21 protein-coding genes and 1 other annotated feature are annotated in these 23668 nt (G+C 38.4%); of the genes, 4 read left to right on the forward strand and 17 right to left on the reverse strand.

Translation table 11 applies throughout. The annotated features are described in order from the left end of the window. Positions 1-25: 25 nt before the first annotated feature. Positions 26-685, reverse strand: a complete 660-nt coding sequence (locus IGL07_RS11810; RefSeq protein ID WP_002385286.1) for an HAD family hydrolase — start codon at positions 683-685, stop codon at positions 26-28. Next, a complete protein-coding gene (locus IGL07_RS11815) occupies positions 669-1991 on the reverse strand; it encodes a bifunctional folylpolyglutamate synthase/dihydrofolate synthase (protein WP_010817642.1) in 1323 nt (440 codons plus the stop codon). Before IGL07_RS11815 ends, IGL07_RS11810 begins: the two co-directional genes overlap by 17 nt. A gap of 248 nt (positions 1992-2239) precedes the next feature. On the opposite strand from IGL07_RS11815, the gene IGL07_RS11820 reads away from it, so the two are divergent. After that, a complete protein-coding gene (locus IGL07_RS11820) occupies positions 2240-4804 on the forward strand; it encodes a YfhO family protein (protein ID WP_010817643.1) in 2565 nt (854 codons plus the stop codon). Then, entirely contained in the window at positions 4797-5396 is a 600-nt protein-coding gene (locus IGL07_RS11825; RefSeq protein WP_002355114.1) for a TVP38/TMEM64 family protein, read from the forward strand. The genes IGL07_RS11820 and IGL07_RS11825 overlap by 8 nt, the downstream gene beginning before the upstream one ends. 46 nt (positions 5397-5442) lie before the next feature. Here the strand turns inward: IGL07_RS11825 and IGL07_RS11830 are convergent, their stop codons facing one another. The 7 genes from IGL07_RS11830 to IGL07_RS11860 all read right to left on the reverse strand — a co-directional run bounded on the left by IGL07_RS11830 (position 5443) and on the right by IGL07_RS11860 (position 13994). Continuing rightward, positions 5443-8085, reverse strand: coding sequence for a valine--tRNA ligase (locus IGL07_RS11830; RefSeq protein ID WP_002372973.1), 2643 nt, complete (start codon positions 8083-8085; stop codon positions 5443-5445). A gap of 103 nt (positions 8086-8188) precedes the next feature. Further along, positions 8189-8428: a binding site (T-box leader), on the reverse strand. 49 nt (positions 8429-8477) lie between these two features. Further along, a complete protein-coding gene (tpx, locus tag IGL07_RS11835; RefSeq protein WP_002355111.1) occupies positions 8478-8966 on the reverse strand; it encodes a thiol peroxidase in 489 nt (162 codons plus the stop codon). Positions 8967-9029: 63 nt separating this feature from the next. Beyond that, on the reverse strand, positions 9030-9677 hold the full coding sequence (locus IGL07_RS11840) for a redox-sensing transcriptional repressor Rex (protein WP_010817644.1): 648 nt from the start codon (positions 9675-9677) through the stop codon (positions 9030-9032). Between the two features lie 129 nt (positions 9678-9806). Beyond that, the gene (gene thiI / locus IGL07_RS11845) at positions 9807-11021 is read right to left on the reverse strand and encodes a tRNA uracil 4-sulfurtransferase ThiI (RefSeq protein WP_002359156.1); all 1215 of its coding nucleotides are present in this window, start codon (positions 11019-11021) and stop codon (positions 9807-9809) included. A gap of 159 nt (positions 11022-11180) precedes the next feature. Next, positions 11181-12494 carry an NCS2 family permease gene (locus IGL07_RS11850; protein WP_002355107.1) on the reverse strand — a complete coding sequence of 438 codons (1314 nt, stop codon included), beginning with the start codon at positions 12492-12494 and terminating at the stop codon, positions 11181-11183. A gap of 181 nt (positions 12495-12675) precedes the next feature. Further along, positions 12676-13413: an SDR family oxidoreductase gene (locus tag IGL07_RS11855; protein ID WP_002359155.1), complete on the reverse strand. Its 738-nt coding sequence runs from the start codon at positions 13411-13413 to the stop codon at positions 12676-12678. Continuing rightward, the gene (locus IGL07_RS11860) at positions 13413-13994 is read right to left on the reverse strand and encodes a DapH/DapD/GlmU-related protein (RefSeq protein ID WP_002355105.1); all 582 of its coding nucleotides are present in this window, start codon (positions 13992-13994) and stop codon (positions 13413-13415) included. Before IGL07_RS11860 ends, IGL07_RS11855 begins: the two co-directional genes overlap by 1 nt. 107 nt (positions 13995-14101) lie before the next feature. Between IGL07_RS11860 and IGL07_RS11865 the strand changes: the two genes are divergently transcribed. Next, entirely contained in the window at positions 14102-14986 is an 885-nt protein-coding gene (locus IGL07_RS11865) for a LysR family transcriptional regulator (protein WP_010712831.1), read from the forward strand. Positions 14987-15005: 19 nt separating this feature from the next. On the opposite strand, the gene rbsU is transcribed toward IGL07_RS11865, so the two are convergent. From rbsU to rbsR, 4 genes are all read right to left on the reverse strand, one after another. Further along, entirely contained in the window at positions 15006-15893 is an 888-nt protein-coding gene (gene rbsU / locus IGL07_RS11870) for a ribose/proton symporter RbsU (protein WP_010712832.1), read from the reverse strand. Between the two features lie 20 nt (positions 15894-15913). Beyond that, entirely contained in the window at positions 15914-16309 is a 396-nt protein-coding gene (gene rbsD, locus IGL07_RS11875) for a D-ribose pyranase (protein ID WP_002355102.1), read from the reverse strand. 15 nt (positions 16310-16324) lie between these two features. Then, positions 16325-17242 (reverse strand): ribokinase, encoded by a 918-nt coding sequence (rbsK, locus tag IGL07_RS11880; protein WP_002381157.1) that lies wholly within the window; start codon positions 17240-17242, stop codon positions 16325-16327. A 91-nt stretch (positions 17243-17333) separates the two neighbouring features. Beyond that, on the reverse strand, positions 17334-18329 hold the full coding sequence (gene rbsR / locus IGL07_RS11885; RefSeq protein WP_002375704.1) for a ribose utilization transcriptional repressor RbsR: 996 nt from the start codon (positions 18327-18329) through the stop codon (positions 17334-17336). Between the two features lie 211 nt (positions 18330-18540). Between rbsR and IGL07_RS11890 the strand changes: the two genes are divergently transcribed. Next, positions 18541-19515, forward strand: a complete 975-nt coding sequence (locus IGL07_RS11890) for an alpha/beta hydrolase (RefSeq protein WP_002375702.1) — start codon at positions 18541-18543, stop codon at positions 19513-19515. Between the two features lie 64 nt (positions 19516-19579). Here the strand turns inward: IGL07_RS11890 and IGL07_RS11895 are convergent, their stop codons facing one another. From IGL07_RS11895 to IGL07_RS11910, 4 genes are all read right to left on the reverse strand, one after another. After that, the gene (locus tag IGL07_RS11895; protein WP_002355097.1) at positions 19580-20947 is read right to left on the reverse strand and encodes a PTS ascorbate transporter subunit IIC; all 1368 of its coding nucleotides are present in this window, start codon (positions 20945-20947) and stop codon (positions 19580-19582) included. Between the two features lie 14 nt (positions 20948-20961). Beyond that, positions 20962-21261 (reverse strand): PTS sugar transporter subunit IIB, encoded by a 300-nt coding sequence (locus IGL07_RS11900; protein ID WP_002367331.1) that lies wholly within the window; start codon positions 21259-21261, stop codon positions 20962-20964. 1 nt (position 21262) lies between these two features. Continuing rightward, complete coding sequence (locus tag IGL07_RS11905; RefSeq protein WP_010817645.1) at positions 21263-23272, reverse strand: BglG family transcription antiterminator; 2010 nt, start codon at positions 23270-23272, stop codon at positions 21263-21265. A gap of 166 nt (positions 23273-23438) precedes the next feature. After that, positions 23439-23663, reverse strand: a complete 225-nt coding sequence (locus IGL07_RS11910) for a hypothetical protein (protein WP_002375698.1) — start codon at positions 23661-23663, stop codon at positions 23439-23441. Positions 23664-23668 lie beyond the last annotated feature (5 nt).

Below are 23668 nucleotides of genomic sequence, written 5' to 3' on the forward strand. Positions count from 1 at the left end.
ACTACGCAAAGGAGTGTTGTTTTTATTATTTTAAATAATGTGGCGCTTGATGTAAACTCTCCAAGACATGTAATGTTTTCTCTTGGATAACTTCAGTTGGTTGCAATAAATCAGGTACCATGATCACTGGAATGCCCGCACTATGAGCCGCACTTACCCCATGAAATGAGTCTTCGAAAATCAAGGTTTTCGGGGCTTCTGTTCCTAAAAGTTGACGAGCTTTTTGAAAAATTTCTGGGTCCGGTTTTGCTCGTTTAACATCCTCTGCTGAAACGATCCCTACAAAACGATCCTGAATCCCAGCATGGCTTAATAACATTTCAATTGCTGGACGGACGTTACTTGAAGCAACTAATCGAGGAATTTTTTGATCATCTAAAAAGTCTAGGAATTCCACCACCCCTGGTTTTAAAGGGACGTTACCAGATCGAAACTCTTGCAGGGTATCATCATAAGAACGGCGGATAAATTCTTCCACTGTGTCGTGACCATAGGATGCATAAATACGTCGGTAATTCTCTTGTACTTCTTCATCGGAAATCCCAACATAGTCTAAATAGACTTCTTTACTATATGGTAACCCCATTGCATCTGCTACTTTTTGAGTAGATGTATAGTAAATCAACTCCGTATCAAAAAGCAACCCATCCATATCAAAAATTACGCCATCAAATTTCTTCATCATTTCCTCCTATAGTTAAAAGTAATTCTCTTACTTGAGAAACAAAATATAATGAACCTGTTACTAATAATAAATCATCTGTCGACATTTTTTCTAAAATTTCGCCTAAGCCAAATTGCCATAAAGACACAATTTCTGTTAAATCGTCTTCATATTTTTCCATTTCTGTAAGTGCAATAGCTTTAGGGTAATCAAAGCTAGTTAAGTAAAGATGCGCATTCGGTACTTGCTTTAAGTCCTGAATCATCTCATCCACATCTTTAGTTGCTAAAGCTGAAAATAAAATATGAATCGTGTGTTGTGGAAACTCTTTGCGCAAGTTTTCAACTAAGCGTTTTACTGCATGATCATTGTGGGCACCATCTAAAACAATCAACGGTTCATCACTAAGACGTTCCATTCGAGCTGGCCATTGCGCTTTAGCTAACCCTTGAGTAATGTCTCGTTCTTTAAACGGCAAATGTTGTAGTTGGCAATACTTGTCAAATAATTGAATAGCCACTGCCGCGTTTTCTACTTGGTGACGCCCCAACAAGGGAACTTTAATCTTTGTCAGTTTGCCCATTTCTCCATAGAAATTAAATACTTCCCCCCATTGTGTGTCAGGATGTAGATATTCCACTTGATACTCTTTGCCAAAACGAAAAATTGGACTCTGTTTTTCTTGTGCGACTTTTTCAATGACTGCTAGCGCATCAGCACAAATATTGCCTGTTACTACTGGGACTTTTTCTTTAATAATACCCGCTTTTTGATAGGCAATTTCAGCAATTGTTTCACCTAAAATTTCTGTGTGATCCTTCCCAATTGTCGTAATTCCCGTCAATAATGGCTTCACGACATTGGTGCTATCAAGTAATCCACCTAAGCCAACTTCAACAACTGCGATATCCACTTGTTCATTCACGAAATAGTCCAAGGCCATTCCTGTCAATGTTTCGAATTCTGTAATTCCAGCCACTTCAGTGATCTGGTCTAATTCTTTAATGATTGGTTGATACTTTTCCACATAGGTAATCAATTGTTCGTCTGAAATTGGTTGACTATTTATCGCAATTCTTTCATTAAATGATTCAATATAAGGAGAGGTAAAGGTTCCGACTTTCAAGCCCATTTCTTCTAATAGACAGCGTAAATATGTCACGGTTGAGCCTTTACCATTGGTTCCTGCGATATGAATCGTTGGCACTTTGTTTTCTGGATGATCAATTTTTTCTAATAACGCATTAATCCGATCCAAACCAGGTCTTGAACCAAAGGGTAACCGGCTATGAATCCATTCAATGGCTTCTTCTATTGTTAATTGCATCTTGTCCAACTCCTTGTCTTCTTCTACATTATAACTAAGTTAGGTGACTTTTTCACTAATAACCAATTGAAACTTTTTCTTGAAAACTTTTTGCATTTTTCATAATTTTGCATTATTAGCGGATACATTAATGAACTTATGGTAAACTAACATTCTGGATGGTTCGTTCCAGCCAGCCAATTAAAAACTATTTTTAGAGCGTTCAACACGCTTATTCATGATTTTTTTATAAAGGTGGACTTATTTTGATGAAAAACAAATCGAAGCTTTTATGGTTAGGAAGTTTTTTCTTGCCGTTTTTACTTCTGTTGCTTGTATGGATGACATTACAACTTGCGCCTTTTGGTGACAACAACTTATTAGTTAGTGATTTAGGCACACAATACATGCCTTTCTTGAGTTTTTTAAAACGCTCTTTTCACGAGGGAATAACTACATTCTACTCTTTTTCCAATGAGATTGGTGAGTCGATTGTTCCTTTGGCAGCCTATTACTTACTGAGCCCTTTTAATGTGTTGGCTTTCTTTTTTCCTTATGAACAATTACCTATAGCAATTTTATGGATTATTACCTTAAAACTTGCCTTGATGGGCACTACGATGTTTAGCTATTTAAAATACACCTATCAAAAAGTTGATGGCACCACGTTACTTTTTTCAACGTCCTATAGTTTCTGTGGCTTTGTCACCGTCTATAGCCAAAACTTTATGTGGTTGGATGCACTGATTCTATTCCCGCTTATCTTATTGGGACTCCAACGTTTATGGGATCAACGCAAATGGGGCTTATACAGTATAACCCTGTTTTTAGCGATTGTGACGAATTACTACATGGGTTATATGATTTGTCTCTTTGCTGTTTTGTACAGTATCTATTGGTTCTTTAAAAAGAATACTCAAGCCCATGCTATTCGGCAATTTTTTAAACAAAGTCCGTTATTCATCCTCGTTTCTTTTTTAACAGGAACCGCAACTAGCTTTTTATTATTACCTGCAGCAGAAGGAATGCTCTATACAAAAAAAGCAGATTTTGATGTCTCGACGTTCTTTTTAACGCCTAAGTTCAATACTTCGTTCTTCTCGCAATTAGGCTTAGGTTCTATTAATTATGAGTTGCGTTTAGACCATTTACCAACCGTTTTTGCTGGATTATTTGTGACACTCCTCTGTGTCGCCTATTTTCAAACGAAACAAATTGCGTTAAAAGAAAGAATAGCTTCAGCGATTCTTTTATTCATTCTCTTTTTAAGCTTTTGGTTAGAAGCCTTTAACACTGTCTGGCACATGTTTCAAAGCCCAGCTGGTTTCCCTTACCGAAATGTCTTTATTTTTAGCTTTTTATTGATTGTCTTTGCCTATGAAGTTTGGCTTAAAAAAGTGACCATTCCTTGGTCCGCACCTATTATTTTTAGTCTGCTGTTAGTCATTGGCTACGGATCTTTGTATTATGGTCCACAAAAGAATCTCTTAATTTCGATCAATTATTTATGGCTAAGTTTACTTTTTATTTGGTTGATTTTCGTTTGCTTGCGTTTAGCACAAAAAAAGGCCTTAAGAAACTATGTAGTCGTGGCTTTATTCTTACTGGTCAGCACAGAATTAACAACGAATTTCTGGATTTCTTTTAAACACATGCCCTTTGGTAGCCAAGCAACATTTGCCCAAGATTACCGAAAACACAGCCAATTAATCGATGAAAAAATGGCCTCAGCACCAGAACTTTATCGCATGAAACAAGTCATTCCTTCCAAAGAAACAGGGTTCCGTGAAATCAATAACGGCTACAATAATCCTTTACTTTATGGTTATGCTGGCGTTTCTAGCTATACTTCGACTTTAACTGCCACTACCCAAGACACATTAAGTGCGCTAGGTTTATATCGAAAAAATGATCGCCGGATTGCCTATGTGGATAATTCACAACTAACCAATTTACTTTTAAATGTGAAATATGACTTTTTACCAATTGAAAAACCTACCAGTGAAAAATTGCTAAAAACAGTTGGTTCCACGAAAATCATGGAAAATGATGAAGCGATCGGTATGGGCTTTTTGGCGCCAACCGCATTAACCAAGTTAAAATTAGCAAAAAATAATCCTTTAGATGCCCAAGAAGAACTCCTGCAAACGCTCGTGCCGACGGATAAACCTTACTTTAAAACAGCTTCGTTGATAAATGAACCTCATCATACCAACGAAACAATTGAAGCAACCTTTAAAGTGAATAGCACTGGTGACTTGCATCTTTATATTCCGAATTTAAAATGGAAAAAAGTTACACAATTGAAGGTAAACCAACAAGTTATCTCGACGCCGATTTATATTGCAACCAATCAACTGTTCAATTTAGGGCATTTTGAAAAAGGAACTACCGTGACCCTGTCACTAACTGCTGAACAAGTGGTTGATTTAACCAATTGGCAACTTCAAACTTTAGACCAAACAGCCTTTAATCGTGCGGTTGACAAATTACACCAACAAGCTCTTCACGTGAATGCAACTAAAAAAGGCCATTTAAATGGCGCACTGAATGTACCTGGAAATGATACTCAGTTACTGTATACGTCCATTCCTTATGACCAAGATTGGCAAGTCAAATCGTCGCTACAAAAAGAACCATTAAAAACACAACGCATTCTAGGTGGCTTTTTAGCTGTTGAAGTTCCAGCGGGCAAACAGCAGTTAACCTTTGCCTATCATCCAAGAATGATTTATCTCGGCACTGCCGTCAGCGGAATGATTTTACTGGGAACGGCTGGTTATCTTGGCTTTAAAAAATACCGTCGAAAACGTCAGGAGGCCACTCATGACTAATCAGAAAAAATTTTTAAATGGACTCATTCGGTGGTTACCCCTAGTTGGACTGGTGCTTTTCTTCGGCTTAATTTTATGGGGATATTCCAGAGGAATTTTTCATTCTGTTGCTTCCTTGCAAGCTTTTATTAAACAGTTTGGTAACTATGCGGTTCTGTGTTTCATTCTTTTACAAATCGTCCAAGTGATTATCCCTATTCTACCTGGAGGAATCTCTTCTGTTGCAGGAATGTTGATGTTTGGCAATTTGCAAGGACTTTTGTATAGCTATCTTGGATTGATTATTGGTGAGTTTATTGGCTTTTTACTAGTTCGTTACTATGGACGTAGCTTTGTAAAAATAATCCTTTCACCCAATAAATACAAAAAATTTGAAGAGATTTTAGACAAAAATGAACACAATGTCAAAAAGCTCTTAATCTTTACTATGTTAGTCCCCTTCGCTCCAGATGATATTGTTTGTTTAGTGGCGGGAATTACAGATATTTCTTTAAAGGAATTCATGAAAATTGTTCTTTTATTGAAATTCTGGTCTGTGGCTACTTACAGCTATTTAATGTTGTATTTGTTTCAATTATTTGGCAAATTATAACAAAAAGACAACAAAACCAACGTTTGGTTTTGTTGTCTTTTCTTTTTTAGATTGAACGTAATTGGGCAATCCGTTCTTTGACAGCCTCTTGTTTTTCAAGGTAGTCTTTTTCTTTTGCACGTTCTGCTTCCACGACCTCATCTGGTGCATTTGACACAAAACGTTCATTTGAAAGTTTGCCTTGCACACGTTTGACTTCTTTTGTCCATTTGTCTAATTCTTTTTCTAAGCGAGCAATTTCTTCCTCGATATTAATCAACCCAGCTAATGGTAGGAATAGTTCTGCGCCTGTTAATACAGCGGACATGGCTAATTCTGGCGCTTCTATTTCACGACTGATGACTAATTCCTCTGGGTTACAGAAGCGTTCTAAGTAGCTAGTATTAGCTGTTAAAAATTCTTCTACTTCTGTATCGTTTGTTTTAATTAACAAGGTAATTGGTTTAGAAAGTGGTGTATTCACTTCTGCTCGAATATTCCGAACCGAACGAATAACTTCTTTCAGAACTTCCATTCCTCGAGCTGCTGCTTCATCGTTAAATTCTTCATGCACAACTGGGTACTCTGCCACAACCAATGACTCACCTTGATGCGGAATTTTTTCCCAAATTTCTTCTGTTACAAACGGCATAATTGGATGCAATAAACGTAAGATTTGATCCAATGTGTACACCAAGATGCTCCGTGTTGTTTGTTTAGCTGCTTCATTGTCTCCGTAAAGAATTTCTTTACTCATTTCAATATACCAATCACAGAAATCATCCCAGATGAAGTTGTATAATTGGCGACCTGCTTCACCGAATTCAAAGCGATCAAATAATTCTGTCACACGGGCGACTGTTTCGTTTAAGCGCGTTAAAATCCAACGATCAGCGACAGTCTTTTCACCACTAAAGTCAATATCTGCAGCAGTCATACCTTCTACATTCATGATAACGAAGCGACTTGCATTCCAGATCTTATTGATAAAGTTCCAAGAAGCATCCATTTTTTCATAACTAAAACGAACATCTTGACCTGGAGCTGAACCATTTGATAAGAACCAACGCAATGCATCTGCGCCATATTTTTCGATAACATCCATTGGATCAATCCCATTCCCCAATGATTTACTCATTTTGCGTCCTTGCTCATCACGAATTAAGCCGTGAATTAAGACATTTTGGAAGGGACGTTCACCTGTAAACTCTAAGCTTTGGAAAATCATACGACTTACCCAGAAGAAGATGATGTCATAGCCAGTAACTAATGTGCTTGTTGGGAAGTAACGTTGATAATCTTCGCTTGCTTCATCTGGCCAACCCATCGTTGAAAATGGCCATAAAGCAGAACTAAACCATGTATCTAAGACGTCACTATCTTGAACCCAGTTTTCACTGTCGGCTGGCTCTTCCATCCCAACATACATCTCGCCCGTTTCTTTGTGATACCAAGCAGGAATTTGGTGGCCCCACCATAATTGTCGCGAAATAACCCAGTCATGTACATTTTCCATCCAACGTAAAAATGTTTGATTGAAGCGTGGTGGATAAAATTCAACAGCGTCCTCTGTTTCTTGATTTTTCATTGCTTTTTCAGCTAATGGTCCCATTTTTACAAACCATTGGGTCGATAAACGAGGTTCCACGACAACGCCTGTTCGTTCTGAATGGCCCACGCTGTGATTCATTGTTTCGATCTTAATTAAGCGACCTAGTTCTTTCAAGTCAGAGACAATCGCTTTACGTGCGGCAAAACGATCCATTCCTTCGTATTTTCCAGCCAGTTCATTCATCGTGCCGTCTTCGTTCATAACATTTACTCGAGGTAAGTCATGACGATTACCGACTTCAAAGTCATTTGGATCATGGGCAGGTGTGATTTTTACAACCCCTGTTCCAAATTCCATATCTACATAGTCATCTGCAATAATTGGAATTTCTTTATCTACTAATGGCAAGACAACTGTCTTACCAATAAGTTCTTGATACCGTTCATCTTCTGGATGGACCGCAATCGCCGTATCTCCCAACATTGTTTCAGGACGCGTTGTCGCAATTTCAACAACGCCAGAACCATCTGATAATGGGTAGCTCATATGGTAAAAAGCTCCTTCAATATCTTTATGGATTACTTCGATATCAGACAATGCTGTTTTCGCTTTCGGATCCCAGTTAATGATATATTCACCACGGTAAATCAAATCTTTCTCGTAAAGAGAGACAAACACTTTACGAACGGCCTCAGATAGCCCTTCATCTAAAGTAAAACGTTCACGGCTGTAATCTAAAGAAAGGCCCATTTTTGCCCACTGTTCACGAATGTGAGAAGCATATTCTTCTTTCCATTCCCACACTTGATCAACAAATTTTTCACGACCTAAGTCGTAACGTGAAATTCCTTGTTGTGCTAGTTTCTCTTCTACTTTTGCTTGCGTAGCAATTCCGGCATGGTCCATTCCTGGTAGCCATAACGTATCAAAGCCTTGCATTCTTTTTTGGCGGATAATCATATCTTGTAATGTTGTATCCCAAGCATGCCCTAAGTGTAGTTTCCCTGTTACATTGGGTGGTGGAATAACAATTGAATAGGGCTTCGCTTTTTTGTCGCCACTTGGTTTAAATAAATCTTGATCTAGCCATTTTTGATAACGTCCAGCTTCGATTTCTGTCGGTTGATATTTCGTTGGTAAGTTTTTTTCTTCTGACATTTTTTCCCCTTCTTTCTTAAAATACGCGATTTGGAGCGGTAATTATTTTACAAATGAGTTTTTTTGGGCTAAACACTAAAATACGCCCTAAAATACTTTCGTATTTTAGGGCGTAGATTCATCTTATTTACGCGGTACCACCTAAATTGCATTTGAATTGAATTCATTCAAATGCCACTCATTCGTGAGATAACGTTCACGAAACGAATCGTTCTACTAACGTACTGTGTTCAAACCATTGACTCACAAGCTACCTTCTCACTGGTTGTGTAAAAGTCTTGCACCTGAACGACTTTTTCTCTAAAACGACGCCAATGATACTCCTCTTGTTCGCTGTCTTTGCTTCATTCTACAATGAAGCGCAAGCAAAGTCAATTTGTAATCTAGAGGGATTACACTTTTTTTGCAGCTTCTAACGCTTGTTGATAATCGGGTTCCGACGAAACTTCTGAGACGATTTCTTCATAAACTAACGTTCCTTCTGGGTCAATCACAAAAATAGCACGTGCTAAACGGCCCATTTCTGGAATATACAAACCATAAGCTGCACCAAATGAGTCTTCAGTATCATGAAGCATTTCCATTTCGACACCCTCAGCGGCACACCAATTTGCTTGTTCTTCAACTGTGTTATTGGAAATCGTGATAATCTGAACACCGTCTAATTTCGCCGCTTCTTGATTGAAACGTTTCGTTTGCAGTGAACAAACACGTGTGTCGATATCAGGAACCACACTAATTAAAACCGTTTTACCTTTATAATCTGCCAAGTTGATTTCTTGGTTGTTTAAATTTTTCAAAGAAAAGACGGGGGCTTTTGTGCCAACTTTAGGCTGTTCACCTGTCAATTCTAATACGTGCCCTTTTCTTGTAACATTCATTCTGAAATCCTCCTTTTCCACTTTCAATAATAAGTATAGTAGAGGATTTTTATGAAGACAATTTTATTGCTTTGGGCTATTTGCTAGTGAAAAAGTTTCATTAAAATAAATCAGTGTTTGCAGTTCCGTTGTTAAATCAATATATTGCACACTAACGTTGGCTGGCACACTGACACGGTCTGGCGCAAAATTTAAAATCGCAGTCACACCAGCTTGTACAATTTTGTCGATGGCTTTTTGGGCATGGTGACTTGGTACTGTAGAAATGGCTACCGTGACCCCTTCTCGTCGAACGAATGCTTCTAACTCAGACATATCATGAACTAATAATCCATTAATCGTGGTGCCAACTAAAGCCGAATCATTATCAAAAGCACAGACAATATTCAAATTCTCGTTGCGTCTAAAATTATTTTTTAATAATGCCTTGCCTAAATTGCCACAACCAATCAGAGCAATTCTTTTTTCTTCTTGCGTATTTAAAATATTACTAAATACCTCAATTAAATACGGCACATCGTAACCATAACCGCTTCGGCCCAGTTCACCAACGTGGGAAAAATCACGCCGAATCGTTGCAGAAGGAATCTGGATCATTTCACTAAACTCTCGTGATTTAATGCGTTTAACACCAGAATCCCCTAACATTTTTAAATAACGTAAATAAACCGGCAAACGTTTTGCCGTTGCTTTAGGCATTTTTTTCTCCATCCTCTGTCCTCCTTGTTACCTACTTCACATATTCAGTTTATCACGGTTCCCCTCTCCGAGCAACTTGTTTGTGAAATAAGTACAAAATAAATACAGTGACGTCTAAGCGACCGTCACTGTATTTATTGCTTATAGGAAATCTGCAAATTCGTCTTCTTGTTTATCTTTCGCTGTTTCTGCTGAAATCTCTGTAATTTTGAGTCCTTCTAAGGCCCGAGCCATTAAACCTTCCAAGTCTAAGCGCGCTTCATAATCTTGCGCTTTATCCAAGCGAGGTCGTGTTTTCGGTTGCGGTGGCGCAAAAATTGTACAACAATCTTCGAAGGGTTGGATGGCTAATTCAAACGTGTCAATTTTTTCGGCAATTTCGATAATTTCTGTCTTATCCATTGAAACAACGGGTCGAATTATCGGTGTTGAGGTAACCTCATTAATTGCTACCATACTTTGAAGTGTTTGCGAAGCTACTTGTCCTAACGATTCACCATTAATAATGACTAAACCTTTCCGCATTTCACGAATTGCATCTGTTAAGCGTAACATTAAACGTCGTGTAATGGTCATTAAGTAGCCTTGGGGAACAACTCGTTTTATTTCTTCTTGAATTTCTGTAAAGGGCACTTCAATAAATTGAATAGTTCCTACATAAGGGACTAATTTTTCAGCTAAATCTTTAGCCTTTTGTAACGCTTGTTCACTTGTATAAGGCGGACTAGCAAAATGGACAGCTTCCACTTCCACGCCACGTTTCATAGCTAAATAACCAGCAACTGGTGAATCAATGCCTCCTGACAACATCAACATACCACGACCACTGGTGCCCACTGGCAATCCACCCGCACCGCGAATCGTTTCATAAGATAAATACGCCGCATCTTTACGAATTTCAATTCTTAAGTTAATATCAGGCTTTTTCATTTGTACTTGAATTTCCGGAATGGCTTCAATAACAGCCCCACCTAATTCTTGATTCAAGCCATTTGAATCAAGTTCAAATGAATGGTCCGAGCGTTTAGCAGTAATTTTAAACGTCTTACCTGGCGTATAAACTTCCCGAACAACCTCTTGAACCATTGCACGAATCGCTGGCATTTCTTTTTCAATACGAATACTTGGCGAAAAATTTTGAATCCCAAACACTTTACTTAGTTTCGGAATCACTTCTTCACTATCTTCCCCATTTAATAAAATATGCATTCTATCTCTATCTGCATGGATTTTCAATGCTGGAAAATCAGCTAACGCACGTTTCACATTTTGTGCTAACTGCATGATAAACGTTTTACGATTTTTTCCTTTAGTTGATAATTCGCCATAGCGAACCATAATTTCTGTATACTTCACTCAATTAATTCCTCTCTGTTCCTGTATCTTCACAGGTCAATGTCTTTGCAAATTATACATCAAATAAGGGGCGTTTTTCTAGTGCTTAGTCGAAAAAAAATAGTTGATTCATAAGTTCATTGTCTTATGAATCAACTATTTGATAACTTTCTCTCTTACTTATTGCGCATTCAGGATCCACATGAATCCGACAAAAACAAAGAACAAGCCATACATAATTGGCGAAACTTCTTTCCCACGTTTTGCCGCAATCATTGTAATTGGATAGAAGATAAAGCCTAAGGCAATCCCATCTGAAATGCTATATGTCAATGGCATTCCTAACAAGATTAAGAAGGAAGGGATTGCAATTTCCATTTCGTTCCATTTAATTTTGCTTAAGGATTGTGCCATCAAAACACCAACAATAATCAACGCTGGTGCTGTAACTTGCGAAGTGACAACTGCTAACAAAGGAGAAAATAGCAAGCTGAAAATAAATAAAATCCCTGTTGTAATAGCTGTGATTCCTGAACGACCACCCACAGCAATCCCCGCAGATGATTCGACATATGCGCCAACTGGCGATGTCCCTAGTAGAGAACCAGCTAACATCGCTGTTGAATCAGCAGCTAAAGCTTTCCCCACACGCGGCATTTTATTGTCCTTCATAAAACCTGCTTGATTGGCTAAGCCCACCAACGTACCAGCCGTATCAAAGAATGTTACTAATAGGAACGTTAAAACCACGACCCACATTTGAATCGTATTGATATCTTTCACATGTCCTAACGCCACTAAAAATGTTGGCTCTAAACTTGGCGCGCTTGAAATAATCTTATCAGGCATTGGAATAACGCCTGTCGCTAAACCAACAATCGTTGAAATCGCCATCCCAATAAAAATACCACCAGGCACTCGACGAACTAACAGAATTGCAGTTACGACCAAACCGACAATGGTGACCCACGTTGAGCCAACATTCAAAGGTCCTAAGCCAACGAGTGTCGCATCATTAGCCACAATTAAGCCGCCTTGGCTTAAACCAAGAAAAGCAATAAACAACCCGATTCCACCTGAAATAGCAAATTTCAAGTCTGCAGGAATTGCATCAATAATTAGCTCGCGTAATTTAAAAATTGTAATTAAAATAAATATCAATGAAGCCACAAAAACGCCTGCTAATGTCGTTTGCCAAGGAATCCCCATACCAACAGAGACTGAATAAGCAAAGAATGCATTAATTCCTAAAGCTGGTGCTGTCGCAATCGGATATTTCGCCAACACACCCATTAAAATACAACCTAAGGCACTCGCTAAAGCGGTGGCAGTAAAAACAGCGCCTTCGTCCATGCCAGAAGCACCAAGTACGGTTGGATTAACGAACAAAATATACGCCATTGAGATAAATGTGGTGAAACCAGCTAACATTTCTCGTTTCATATTCGTATTCAATTGTTCAAGTTCAAAATATGAACTTATTTTTTCTTTCATGTTCCGTCCTCCTAAAATCTAAACATCTTACAATGTTCGTAAAATATTCAATTTATTAATGAAACAACGTGTTTAATCATATAATAAACCAACAAATAAGTAAATATCAAATTCTAAATTCTGTAAAAAACGAACAATCACGATTTAAAAAAAGTATTCCTTTCTAGGAATACTTTTTAAATTAAATCGTTTGTGTGGTCGGGCGAACAACCATTTCACTGATTGACATACGATCTGGCGTGTCTATGGCAAAGACCACCGCTTGCGCAATGTCTTCCGCCTTTAAGCCCCAACTTAACTGTTCTAGATGTAACGTTTCAGCTACTACTCGATTAGAAATTGTTTGATAAAGTTCTGTTTGTACAGCACCTGGTGAAATAATCGTTGATTTAATGTTATTCTCTCTTTGTTCTTGTCGCAATCCTTCCATAATTGCTCGAACAGCAAACTTTGTTCCACAGTAGACAGCCGAATCTGGATAAACGACATGTCCTGCCACAGAATCAGTAGCAATAATCTGCCCTGATTTTTGTTCAACCATAATTGGAAGAACTGCCGCAATGCCATTTAAAACACCCATAATATTAATATCTAGCATTTGACGCCATTCTCCTTTTGGTGCTTCAATAAGAGGCGCCGTTGGCATAACTCCTGCATTGTTAAAAAGAACATCAATTCGTCCATATTTTTCCATTGTAAGCTTGATTACACGCTGAACTTCCTCTTCTTTCGTTACATCTGCTTGTTGCACGAGAATCGTTGCTTCAGGAAGTTCTTTTTTTATAGCAATTAAACGTTCTTGTCGACGTGCTGCAATGACTAACTTCGCTCCTTTTCTGGCAAGTAAACGGGCTGTTGCCTCACCGATGCCACTGGAAGCGCCCATGATAACAATAACTTTTTCTGATAATGATTTCATTATATTTCCTCCTTATCTTCCTGAATCCAACGAATAATTTTAGCTGGTGTTCCTGCAACAATAGCGTTAGCTGGCACATCTTTAGTTACAGTCGCATTAGCTGCTACGATAGCATTTTCACCAATCGTAATACCTGGTAAAACAGTGACACCCGCGCCTAACCACGCAAATTTTTTAATGGTAATTGGTGCTAGCAATACACCTCGCCGTTTCATTGGCAGTTCCGGATGATTGACACTTAAGAGATTAACGCGCGGACCAATTAAAACATTGTCTTCAATTATAATGCCCCCTAAATCAACAAACATAGCTGCCCGATTAATAAAAATATTTTTACCAAAATGTATATTGCGTCCAAAATCTGTATAAAAAGGCAATAAAATCGTAACGGTTTCGTCAATTTTGTCTTGGATAATCGTGGCAAGAAGATTCCTTACTTCATTATGTGTATAGGCTTGTTGATTTAATTCTATTAAATAGCGACTATTTTCCTCTTGAATCTGATGAATAAGTTGAAATAGTGGTTCATCTTTATCAATGCTACCTGTTGCAATTAGTTCTTGGAGATTTTTTGTAAGCATTCCTAATCGCCTCCTTTTGCTAAATTTATCGTAATACGTGACAACTCCTCTGTCTAATACTTATAATAAATAGATAAGTATGCGTTTTAGTTATAGGAGGGAAAGTAATGGAATTACGAGTGATTCACTATTTCTTAGCAGTGGTCCAAGAAAAAACGATTAGTGGCGCAGCCAAACAATTGCATGTATCACAACCAACATTATCTAAGCAATTAAAAGAATTAGAGGAAGAATTAGGCGTGACATTATTTATACGAGGAAATCGACAAATACAATTAACACCTGAAGGAGAATATTTAGCTAAACAAGGGCAAGATATTTTAAGCTTAGCGAATAAAACAGTCACCAACTTGTCGCAAAATGAATTCATTAATGGCGAAATCACGATTGGTGGCGGCGAAACAAAAGCTATGTCTTTTTTAGCGAATGCACTACAACAAATAACAAGCCAGCACTCAGCTGATATTCACCTTCATTTATACAGCGGGAATGCAGATGATGTAATAGAACGGCTAGACAAAGGATTATTAGATTTTGGTTTAATTATTGAGCCTGCACCTAAACAAAAATATAGCTATTTAACATTACCAGTTGTAGATACATGGGGCTTAATTACTGCAAAGGACCATCCCTTAGCCACTAAAAATGTTATTACTGCAGCCGATTTAAAAGAAGAACCTTTATTTATTTCTCGACAAGCACAAGTTCCGAGCCAACTCTCTGATTGGCTCGAAGCAAGTCTAGATCAGTTCCGAATCGTTGGGACCTACAACTTACTTTACAACGCTTCACTGATGGTAGAAGCTGGGCTAGGTAGCGCCCTAAGCATTGATGGTATTCTAGAAACAAAGCAAACAAATTTACGTTTTATCCCGCTATATCCTGCTTTAACAGCCAAAATTAGTTTAATTTGGCGCAAAAATACGGTTCTTTCCACAGCTGCTGCATTATTTTTAGAACAAATAAAAAAAAGTATTCAACGCCCTGAATAATAGGTCGTTGAATACTTTTTTAAATCATCACTGTGATCGTAGCTGCTGCCAAAATCAAAACTAAGCCGATAATCGTTACGGTCATTTCCTTGGCTGTTTTCTTTTGACCTAAGAACCAAATACCTGTCAACGTTGCAAGCACAACTGATGTTTGGGATAGAATAAAGCCCGTTGCCAAGCCGTTCATATCTGGCTGCGCTGAAATTAAATAAGTTAACGCTGCAAAGGCGAAGAAAAAGCCTGAAAAAATTTGTTTGTAAGAAACGGATTCTATAAATGGGGATGTTTCCCCACCCTTAATAGTGACAACTGCTGAATAAATAACTGCCACAATTACCATGCCTATTGCTTGTGGTAAAAAGGCATGCATGCCATCAATTGCCGTCGCTTGTGGTGCTGCAGAGTACGCCCAATAGCCGATTTCACCAACAGCTAATAGAAGAACTGCTTTTTTCATAATCCCAGCACTCTCAGCGGATTCCGTTTCCGACCAGACCGTCATTTTGGCACCAATCATGATTAACACTAAGGCAAATGCGCCTAACAATTTGGCTGTCGCACCTGGCCAGTTTCCTAAGAAAAAGACACCCCAGAGAGAAGCCCCTAAAAGTTGAAACGCGGTCGTTACTGGCATGGCACGGGATGAACCAATCATCGTGAAGCATTTAAATGTAATGATTTGCGCACAGGCCCAACCGACACCAGATAAAATTGAAAAGAATAAATCCATGCCCGTTGGAAAAGCTAAACCATTAATCATTGAAAAAATAGCGGCAAAAATTAATGTTCCTAAACTGGTACCGAGAATTTGATTCACTGGACGACCACCAATTTTTGAAGCGATTGTTGGGAAAAGCCCCCAACCTAGAAGCGGTCCTAAACCGATTAATAATGCAGTCGCATTCATCTCTATTTCCCCTCTCTCGTTTAAAAGACAACGTTACTTTCTAATAAAATATTTGCGTAAGGAGTCATTTCCCCTGTCCGAATAAATGCATGGCAATTGTTTAATTCTTGTTTCATTTCTGTATGAGGAATAAAACTGATGGGAGTTTCTGGTAAACGAGTTTTAATTGCTGTCAACATGTCAGGATTTTCTGTTTTAATTTCTTCTGCTAAATAAATTCGTTGAACTGCCAATTCCTCAAGAACATTGTTTAAAACTTCCATAAAACTAGGGACGCCATTGGTAACTGCTAAATCAATTTTTTCTGTAGTTCGAGGCACTGGCATGCCTGCATCACCAATACTTAATTTATCAAAATGACCCATTTGTGCGATAACGCGGGAAATATCTGAATTAATAACTTTTGTTTTTTTCATGTCGCTCGCTCCTTTTTATTTGTCTGCCAATTCGTGTTGATAAGGAATCGAAGGTTGGGCTCCAAAACGTTGAACAGTCAACGAGGACGCCTTGTTTCCATAACGAATAGCTTCTTCCAAATTGCTAAAATCTTTTTCTAATATACTACTTAATGCGCCAATAAAAGTATCGCCAGCAGCCGTTGTATCAACCGCTTTCACTTTAAAAGCAGGCACAATACCACTTCGTCCATTGACGTCATAAAAGGCGCCTTTACTACCTACTGTAATAATTACTGCTTCAATCCCTAATTGATGAAGTGCTTCTGCGGCTTTACGCATACTCGCTTCATCTGTGATTTTAATTCCTGTTAAAATTTCGGTTTCTGTTTCATTTGGTACAATCATATCTGTAACGTTTAGTAATTCTTCAGGAACTTGTTCTAACGCAGGTGCGGGATTTAAAATCGTTTTGACGCCTGCTTTTTTAGCAATTTTAAACGCTGCAATCGTACTATCAATCGCACTTTCAAATTGGGCAATCACAAAATCACTTTTTTCAATAATTTCTTGATGTTCCTGTACTTGTTTTGGCGTAAAGGCGTTATTGGCTCCCGCGTAAATCATAATGCTATTTTCACCAGCGTTATCTACCATAATAAAGGCTTGGCCAGTAGCTGTTTTCTCTAAAGTGGTGACCCCAGTTAAATTAATTTCATCTTGACTCATTAAATCAGTCATCATAGCTCCAGCGCCATCATTTCCCACAGCACCAATAAAATATGTTTCTGCGCCTGAACGTTTCGCTGCAACTGCTTGGTTTGCTCCTTTACCACCACCCGCTGTAAAATGTTCAATGGCGTGAATTGTTTCGCCTGGTTTTGGCATTTCTTTGACTCTTAATGTTGTGTCTAAATTGATACTTCCGATAATTGTAACCGCGTTCATTTTCATCCACCTCAATAAAATTTATTTTTTCATTTTAATTAAAACGTTTTAGTAAAACGTTTTAATTCCACAACAAAAATATAGCACACCTTGAAAGCTATTTCAAGGGTGCTGTCGAAAATCGTTCAATCAGTTGAACAGGCAAGGTTTGCTCCTCCCAATCTTTTGCAGGCTGATGGATTCTTTCCAATAATAAAGTCGCCGTAGTTTGCCCCAATTGAAAAACAGGTTGAGCAATTGTTGTTAGCGGCGGCGAAACATACTCGCACATATCAACATTGTCATAACCAATAATACTATAATCCTCAGGAATTTTTTTGCCCGCTTCTGCTAATCCTCGATATAAACCAAAAGCAATTTCATCATTGATAGCAAAAATTCCGGTGCTCTCTGTTTTTAAAATTTCGGGGACAGCTTGGTAGCCGCCGGTTTTTGATAATTCTGTTTCGATCAACTGGATCTTTTCCGTATAAACAGAACAAAAACCTTTTAACCGTTGCTGAATATTGACTGGCGCATGTGGTGGCATTACCACGACGACCTGTTCATGTCGTTGCTCTTGTAAATGCTCTGCTGCTAGTTGCCCACCTCTATAATCGTCTGTCAAAACAGCGTCGCTAAAGCCTTCTGCTTTTTTTTGGTCAAGTACAATAAACGGAATCTTTTTCGCACGTAGCGTTTCATTAATCGTTTGATTAGAAATTTCAGAACTTGCAATCACAAAACCATCGACACTGCGACGAATCAACTCTGTTAAATATTCATGTTCTCTTGTAACATCTTGGTCCGCATTGCATAACATCAGTATAAAATTTTCTTTGTATAAAACACTTTCAATTCCTCGAATCAATTGCGCAAAAAATGGGTTGGTAATATCAGGTACGATTACGCCAATTGTCTTACTTTTTTTCATCACCATACGCTGCGCAAAATAGTCGGGCTGATAGTTTAATCGCTCTTTTGCAGCCAATACTTTTTCGACCGTTTTCCCACTAAACCGTGCCCCATTCCCGTTTAAAATTTGTGAAACGGTAGTAATGGAGACACCTGAGTCATTGGCAACATCTTTAATTGTAACCTTTTTATTTGTCATCCTACTTCTCTCCTTGCCGTGAACGCGCCCATTCACCGGACCTCTTAATCTCATTTAATTTACTACAATCATTTACTTTACGCAACCACAAATAAATACGTACATTCGTTTAAACCGTCCTTTCATCCCTTCAACAAATTTCGTTGTTCTACTTTTAAAATGTTATACTGTAGAAAAAATGATTTACTTTTTGCTGAATGGAGGGCCTTAATTGAAAAAGAAATCGATTGGTTTGTTGTTAGCTAGCGCATATTTGTTTCACGCACGTTCTCGTCAAAAATCCTTAAAAGCCTGTCTTTTTGAAGATTCTTTACGTCTTTCCCAAATTGCTCGACTTGAACGAAATCCGAAAGTCACCAAGGCTTTTTATCATTGGCAACGATCATTAAATGAACAAGTAACTTTGCCAAAACATTTACGTCATCTTTTTCCTCTTCAAGAAATGACTCAATTTCCTACGATGTATCGCATGTCAAACTCCGTTATTGCGCCTACCAAGAAAGCTGTACTGTACCTGCATGGTGGGGGCTTTACATTGAATCTTGCCTATAGCCAATTAGACTTTAGTTATAAACTAATTGAAGATCTCCCTTTTGCAACAGATTATTTTATCCCTGTATATCCATTAGCACCAAATAAGTCTTTTGCTGATATTTATAATCATTGCTATGCTGCTTACCAAGAAATTTTACAGCATTATGATCCCGAAGATGTTATTTTATTAGGTGATTCTGCTGGTGGCACATTGGTTTTAAACGTATTGCAGAATTTAGCCATCGATTTCCCTGAACGCTTACCCAAAGCTGCTGTTTTAATTTCTCCTTGGTTAGATGGACATTTAGACATTCCTGTTGCCAAAAGTTATCAAAAAAAGGACAAAATGATTGGCATGAACTATTTACAATTAATTGCCCAAGAGATTGACGACACGGCTAATCACGCCACGCTTTCTTTAAATTGCTTGTCCTTTGATTATCAAAAATTTCCGCCACTTTTTTTCGTGGGCGGCACACATGAAGTTTTTTGCCCTTCCTATCACCAATTTTTAAAACAATTAGGGCCACGACCACAAGATACTTGCCGATTGGTTCCTGGCATGCAACACGTTTTCGCAATGAAACAATACTTGCCAGAAGGACGACAAGCGCGGAAACAAATTGCACAGTTTATCCAAGAACAATGGTAAAAGGCAAGTGGGACAGAAGTCAAAACGACTTCTGTCCCACTTGCCTTTTTGTAGAAGAAAACACTTAGTTTTCTTCGGCGACTTTTTTCTCCCGCATAGTCAAAACAGCGCTAGCCAAAAGAACAACCACTACAAAAGCAATGATTCCTCCTACTAAAAGACTCGGACCTGCCTCACCTAATTTGCCTAAAAATAGGCCTGGGATTAAATAATCTGTATCCGCAAACGTTGAGGATGCTAACTGTAGATCACCCAAGACTGGTAAAATAAATAACGGTAACCAACTAATTAATAAGCCATTAAACGCAGCCCCTAAAATCGCTCCCCGACGTCCCCCTGTGGAATTTCCAAAAACGCCTGCCGCGGCACCACAGAAAAAGTGCCCAACAACGCCTGGTATAATCACGGTGGTATTCAGACCAACCATCGCTAACATTGAAATAGTTCCCACAATAAAGCTCACAAAGAACCCAATCAAGACAGCATTTGGCGCATAAGGAAAGATAATGGGAACATCAAGTGCTGGTTTAGAATTAGGTACCAATTTTTTAGCAATCCCTTGAAAGGCCGGTACAATTTCTCCTAAAACCATCCGCACACCCTGCAAAACCACTACGAAACCAGCCGTAAAGGTTCCTGCTTGAATTAATGAAAAGATGATCGCATTTTCGCCATTGCTTAACTCATGCTCGACATAGCCTGTCCCAGCCAGCAAAGCCAAAATCACATAGACAATCGACATCAAAATCATAATTGAGATGGTTGAGTCTCTTAAAAAACCAAAACTTTTAGGAATTTTAATATCTTCCGTTGACTTTTCTTTATTCCCAAAGACTTTTCCAATAAAGCCACTTGCCGCATAGCCGATATTCCCTGTATGACCCATTGCCACTTTATCATTTCCAGTAATTTGTTTCATAAAGGGCTGACAAAGAGCAGGTGTCACTGTTAATAAAGTTCCTTCAAATAAACCACCTAAAAGAATCATTGGCAAACTAACGCTAAAACCGGCCCCCACTAAAATAACGGCTGTCAAACACGAAACGTACATCATCGCTTGACCTGTCAAAAAGATATATTTAAAACGTGTAAAACGCGCCAACAGAATATTAACAACCATGCCCACCAACATAATCAGAGCAGTTGGTGTCCCATATTGTTGCAAGGCAATCGCTACAACTGCTTCATTACTAGGTACCACGCCTTGTGTATTTAATGCGGTTTGGAACATCTCCGCAAAGGGCGTTAATGAGTTCGCCAATAGCCCTGCGCCACCAATTAAAACTAAGAAGCCGACGAATGTTTTCAACGTTCCTTGAACAACATCAGAAAATTTCTTTTTCTGTAAAACTAATCCCAACAAAGCAATTAATGAAACCAGAATCGCTGGCTGGCTAACAATTGAAACAAATAAATTCAATAAAGTTTCCATGTTTTTCCTCCTTCTTATTGATGTGCAATGCCATTGTCATCTAAAACTTTCAAGACTTTCTCCTTCGTTTCATCGTAATCAATAATCGCATTTAAAGGAATGATTTTTTCAGCAGGAATTGACCCTAAAGCATCTTGCAATGTTTTTTCGACAAAGAAGTAATCAGCCATATCGCCACTGGCACTCCCGACATCTGTGTGATCAATTTGAAAATTATCTGTATCAACACCGACTTCCTCTAAAATTTGTTGGATATTCATTTGCACCATAAAACTTGTTCCTAAACCACTTTGACAAACTGTAAAAATCTTCATCTTATTTCTCTCCTTCTTGGATAATTGATAGTATTTCTGGAACGGTTTCAGCCGCCACTAAGCGATGTAATGATTCTTTTTTTGATAGAATTTTTGTCAGACTAGATAAGGCCCGTAAATGTGTTTCGTTATCTGAAGCAGCTAAACAAATAAAAAGGTGAATTTCATGCTTAGGATCTTCTAATAAATCGACACTTTTTTGGATTTTTAGTAATGACATACCTAACTGATTAACGCCATCTTCTGGTCGCGCATGAGGCAATGCTACGTCTGGACAAATATGGATAAATGGCCCAAACGATTCGACTTTTTGAATCATCGCATCAATGTATTTTTCCGTAATACTGCCATTTTTTAATAACGGCTTGGCAGCTTCTGTAATTCCCGCTCGCCAGTCTGCAACTTCAGGCAGGACTTGGACTGTTTCTGTTGTTAATAATTCCGATAACATTGGACGCAGATCCTCCTCTTTTTCTAAAATTTTGTTCATTTTACGATGCAAGACACGATATAACTGCGCTTCTGTGACTCCTTTTTTTAAGGAAATATAAGGTTTTAACGCATCTAAAATATCTTTAACATCTGGCATGGAAATACCTGGCAATAGCCAATCTGATTGGACTTGGTGCATCAATTGATTTTTCTCCAAAGAGCTCATAATGGGCTTGGTAAGATAAACCTTTTTGGCTGTTTCAATAGGGACCGTTGAGAAAATGATGTCATAGCTTTTTTCAGATACATTCTCTATTTCCCTCACCGCATTTGTTTCTTTAAATTCAATCATTGGAAATAGCCGACGCAATTCCGATTGCAAAATCAACGAAGAACTGATGCCACTGGGACAAACAATTAGCGCTTTTAGCTTTTCTTGCCGCTGTTCATTTTTTTGCCCGAAAATTTCTCCACCAAATAATATGGTAAAAAAACCGATTTCCTCTGACGGGATTGACCGTTTCGTTAATTTTTCTAAAGGAGCTAACGCTTGTTCACAAAGATGATAAAGCGACCGATACGATTGTCGAATATCCTTGATTAAAACATTCGGCAAGTAAAAGCCATAGTTAATTCGAAAATAGGCAGGAACCAGATGATAATACACATTCATGAGCAATTCACGAGGCTGCTCAAATTGAACGACGGCCAATAATTCCATTTTCCGAATAATTTCACCAGAAATATCTAATAAAAACTCTAACTTCGTATCTCGCAATTCTCCTTGCAAGGCTGTCATTAAACAAATCGTGAAAAAAAGACTCTCAGTTTCTATATTCGCCACTGGCCCAACTAAATCACTTAAAATACGACGACTGACGGGATAAGCGCGTAAGGACTGAATTAACTGGTTCTCAGGCCAGACGACTGTTTTATATTTGCCTAATCTTTTTTGAGAAAAAGCAAGAAAGTAACTAATTTCATCCAATCTGCTGGGTACCAGTTGAAGCTGTGCTTCCTGGACGGCTAATTGAATGCCGTCACGCATTTTTGCGTATTGGCTCATTTGATGCTGACTGAGCCAGCAAAATAAAGCAAAGGTGCCCGACTTTTGTTGTAAGAGGCGGGCAAGCCAATTTTTCCCGAAACGACGAATCCGAAATTCATCTCCTTCTAGGTAAAACCCTCGTTTTCGTTCGTAGGATAAAGCAATGTTTTCAGTTGCTAGTTGGTGTCGGACTTTTTTGATGTCCGCTAAAATAGTGCCTTTCGAAACATCTAAAAAATTTTGGTAATGATAAACTGATAGTTCTTCGATCTCTGAATAAGTGAGTAAAAAAATGAGTGCTTGTCTTTCTGCTTCGCTATAGATCGCTTGACGTTGTTGAAAAAGTTGCTTCCCCCATTCATTTGCGGAAAGACTTGGAATGCTGACAGTATTCTGTTGAACTTCTCCGCCTATTGCCGAAAGTTGCGTCACTAATTCTCGTTGCGAAAGATCGGTTATTTGTTGAGCCAAAGAGAGCGCAATTTTTTGCCCTGCATACTCGTCAAGGAGATAACTTATTTTATAATTCACAGCCTGTGTCCTCCTCCTGTAATCATCATATAATGGTAGCGCTTTATTTTCTATCTAAGTTGGGTACAAATGTCTACTGTACTTTTTTGATAAATTGTACCGTTCTTTATTTTAAAGTTAACAAAAACCCGTTGCAAGTTTCTTAAAAACTTACAACGGGTTTTCTTTATGTTAATTGTGTTTGTAATGCGATATTCAGTAAAATAGCCACCGCTACCCAGCCGCCACACATCACCAGAAGCAGCCAACTAAACATTGATTGTTTTACTAAAGACTGCTTGGGCTTTGCTTGATGAACAAAATTCATGCTACTTACTAAGAATAGTAAAAATAAAGCAAAACAAAGGACGGCCAAGCCGGCACAAATCCAAATCCACATCGTAATCCCCATCAATA

Source organism: Enterococcus sp. DIV1368f, assembly GCF_051712245.1.
GTDB lineage: Bacteria > Bacillota > Bacilli > Lactobacillales > Enterococcaceae > Enterococcus > Enterococcus faecalis.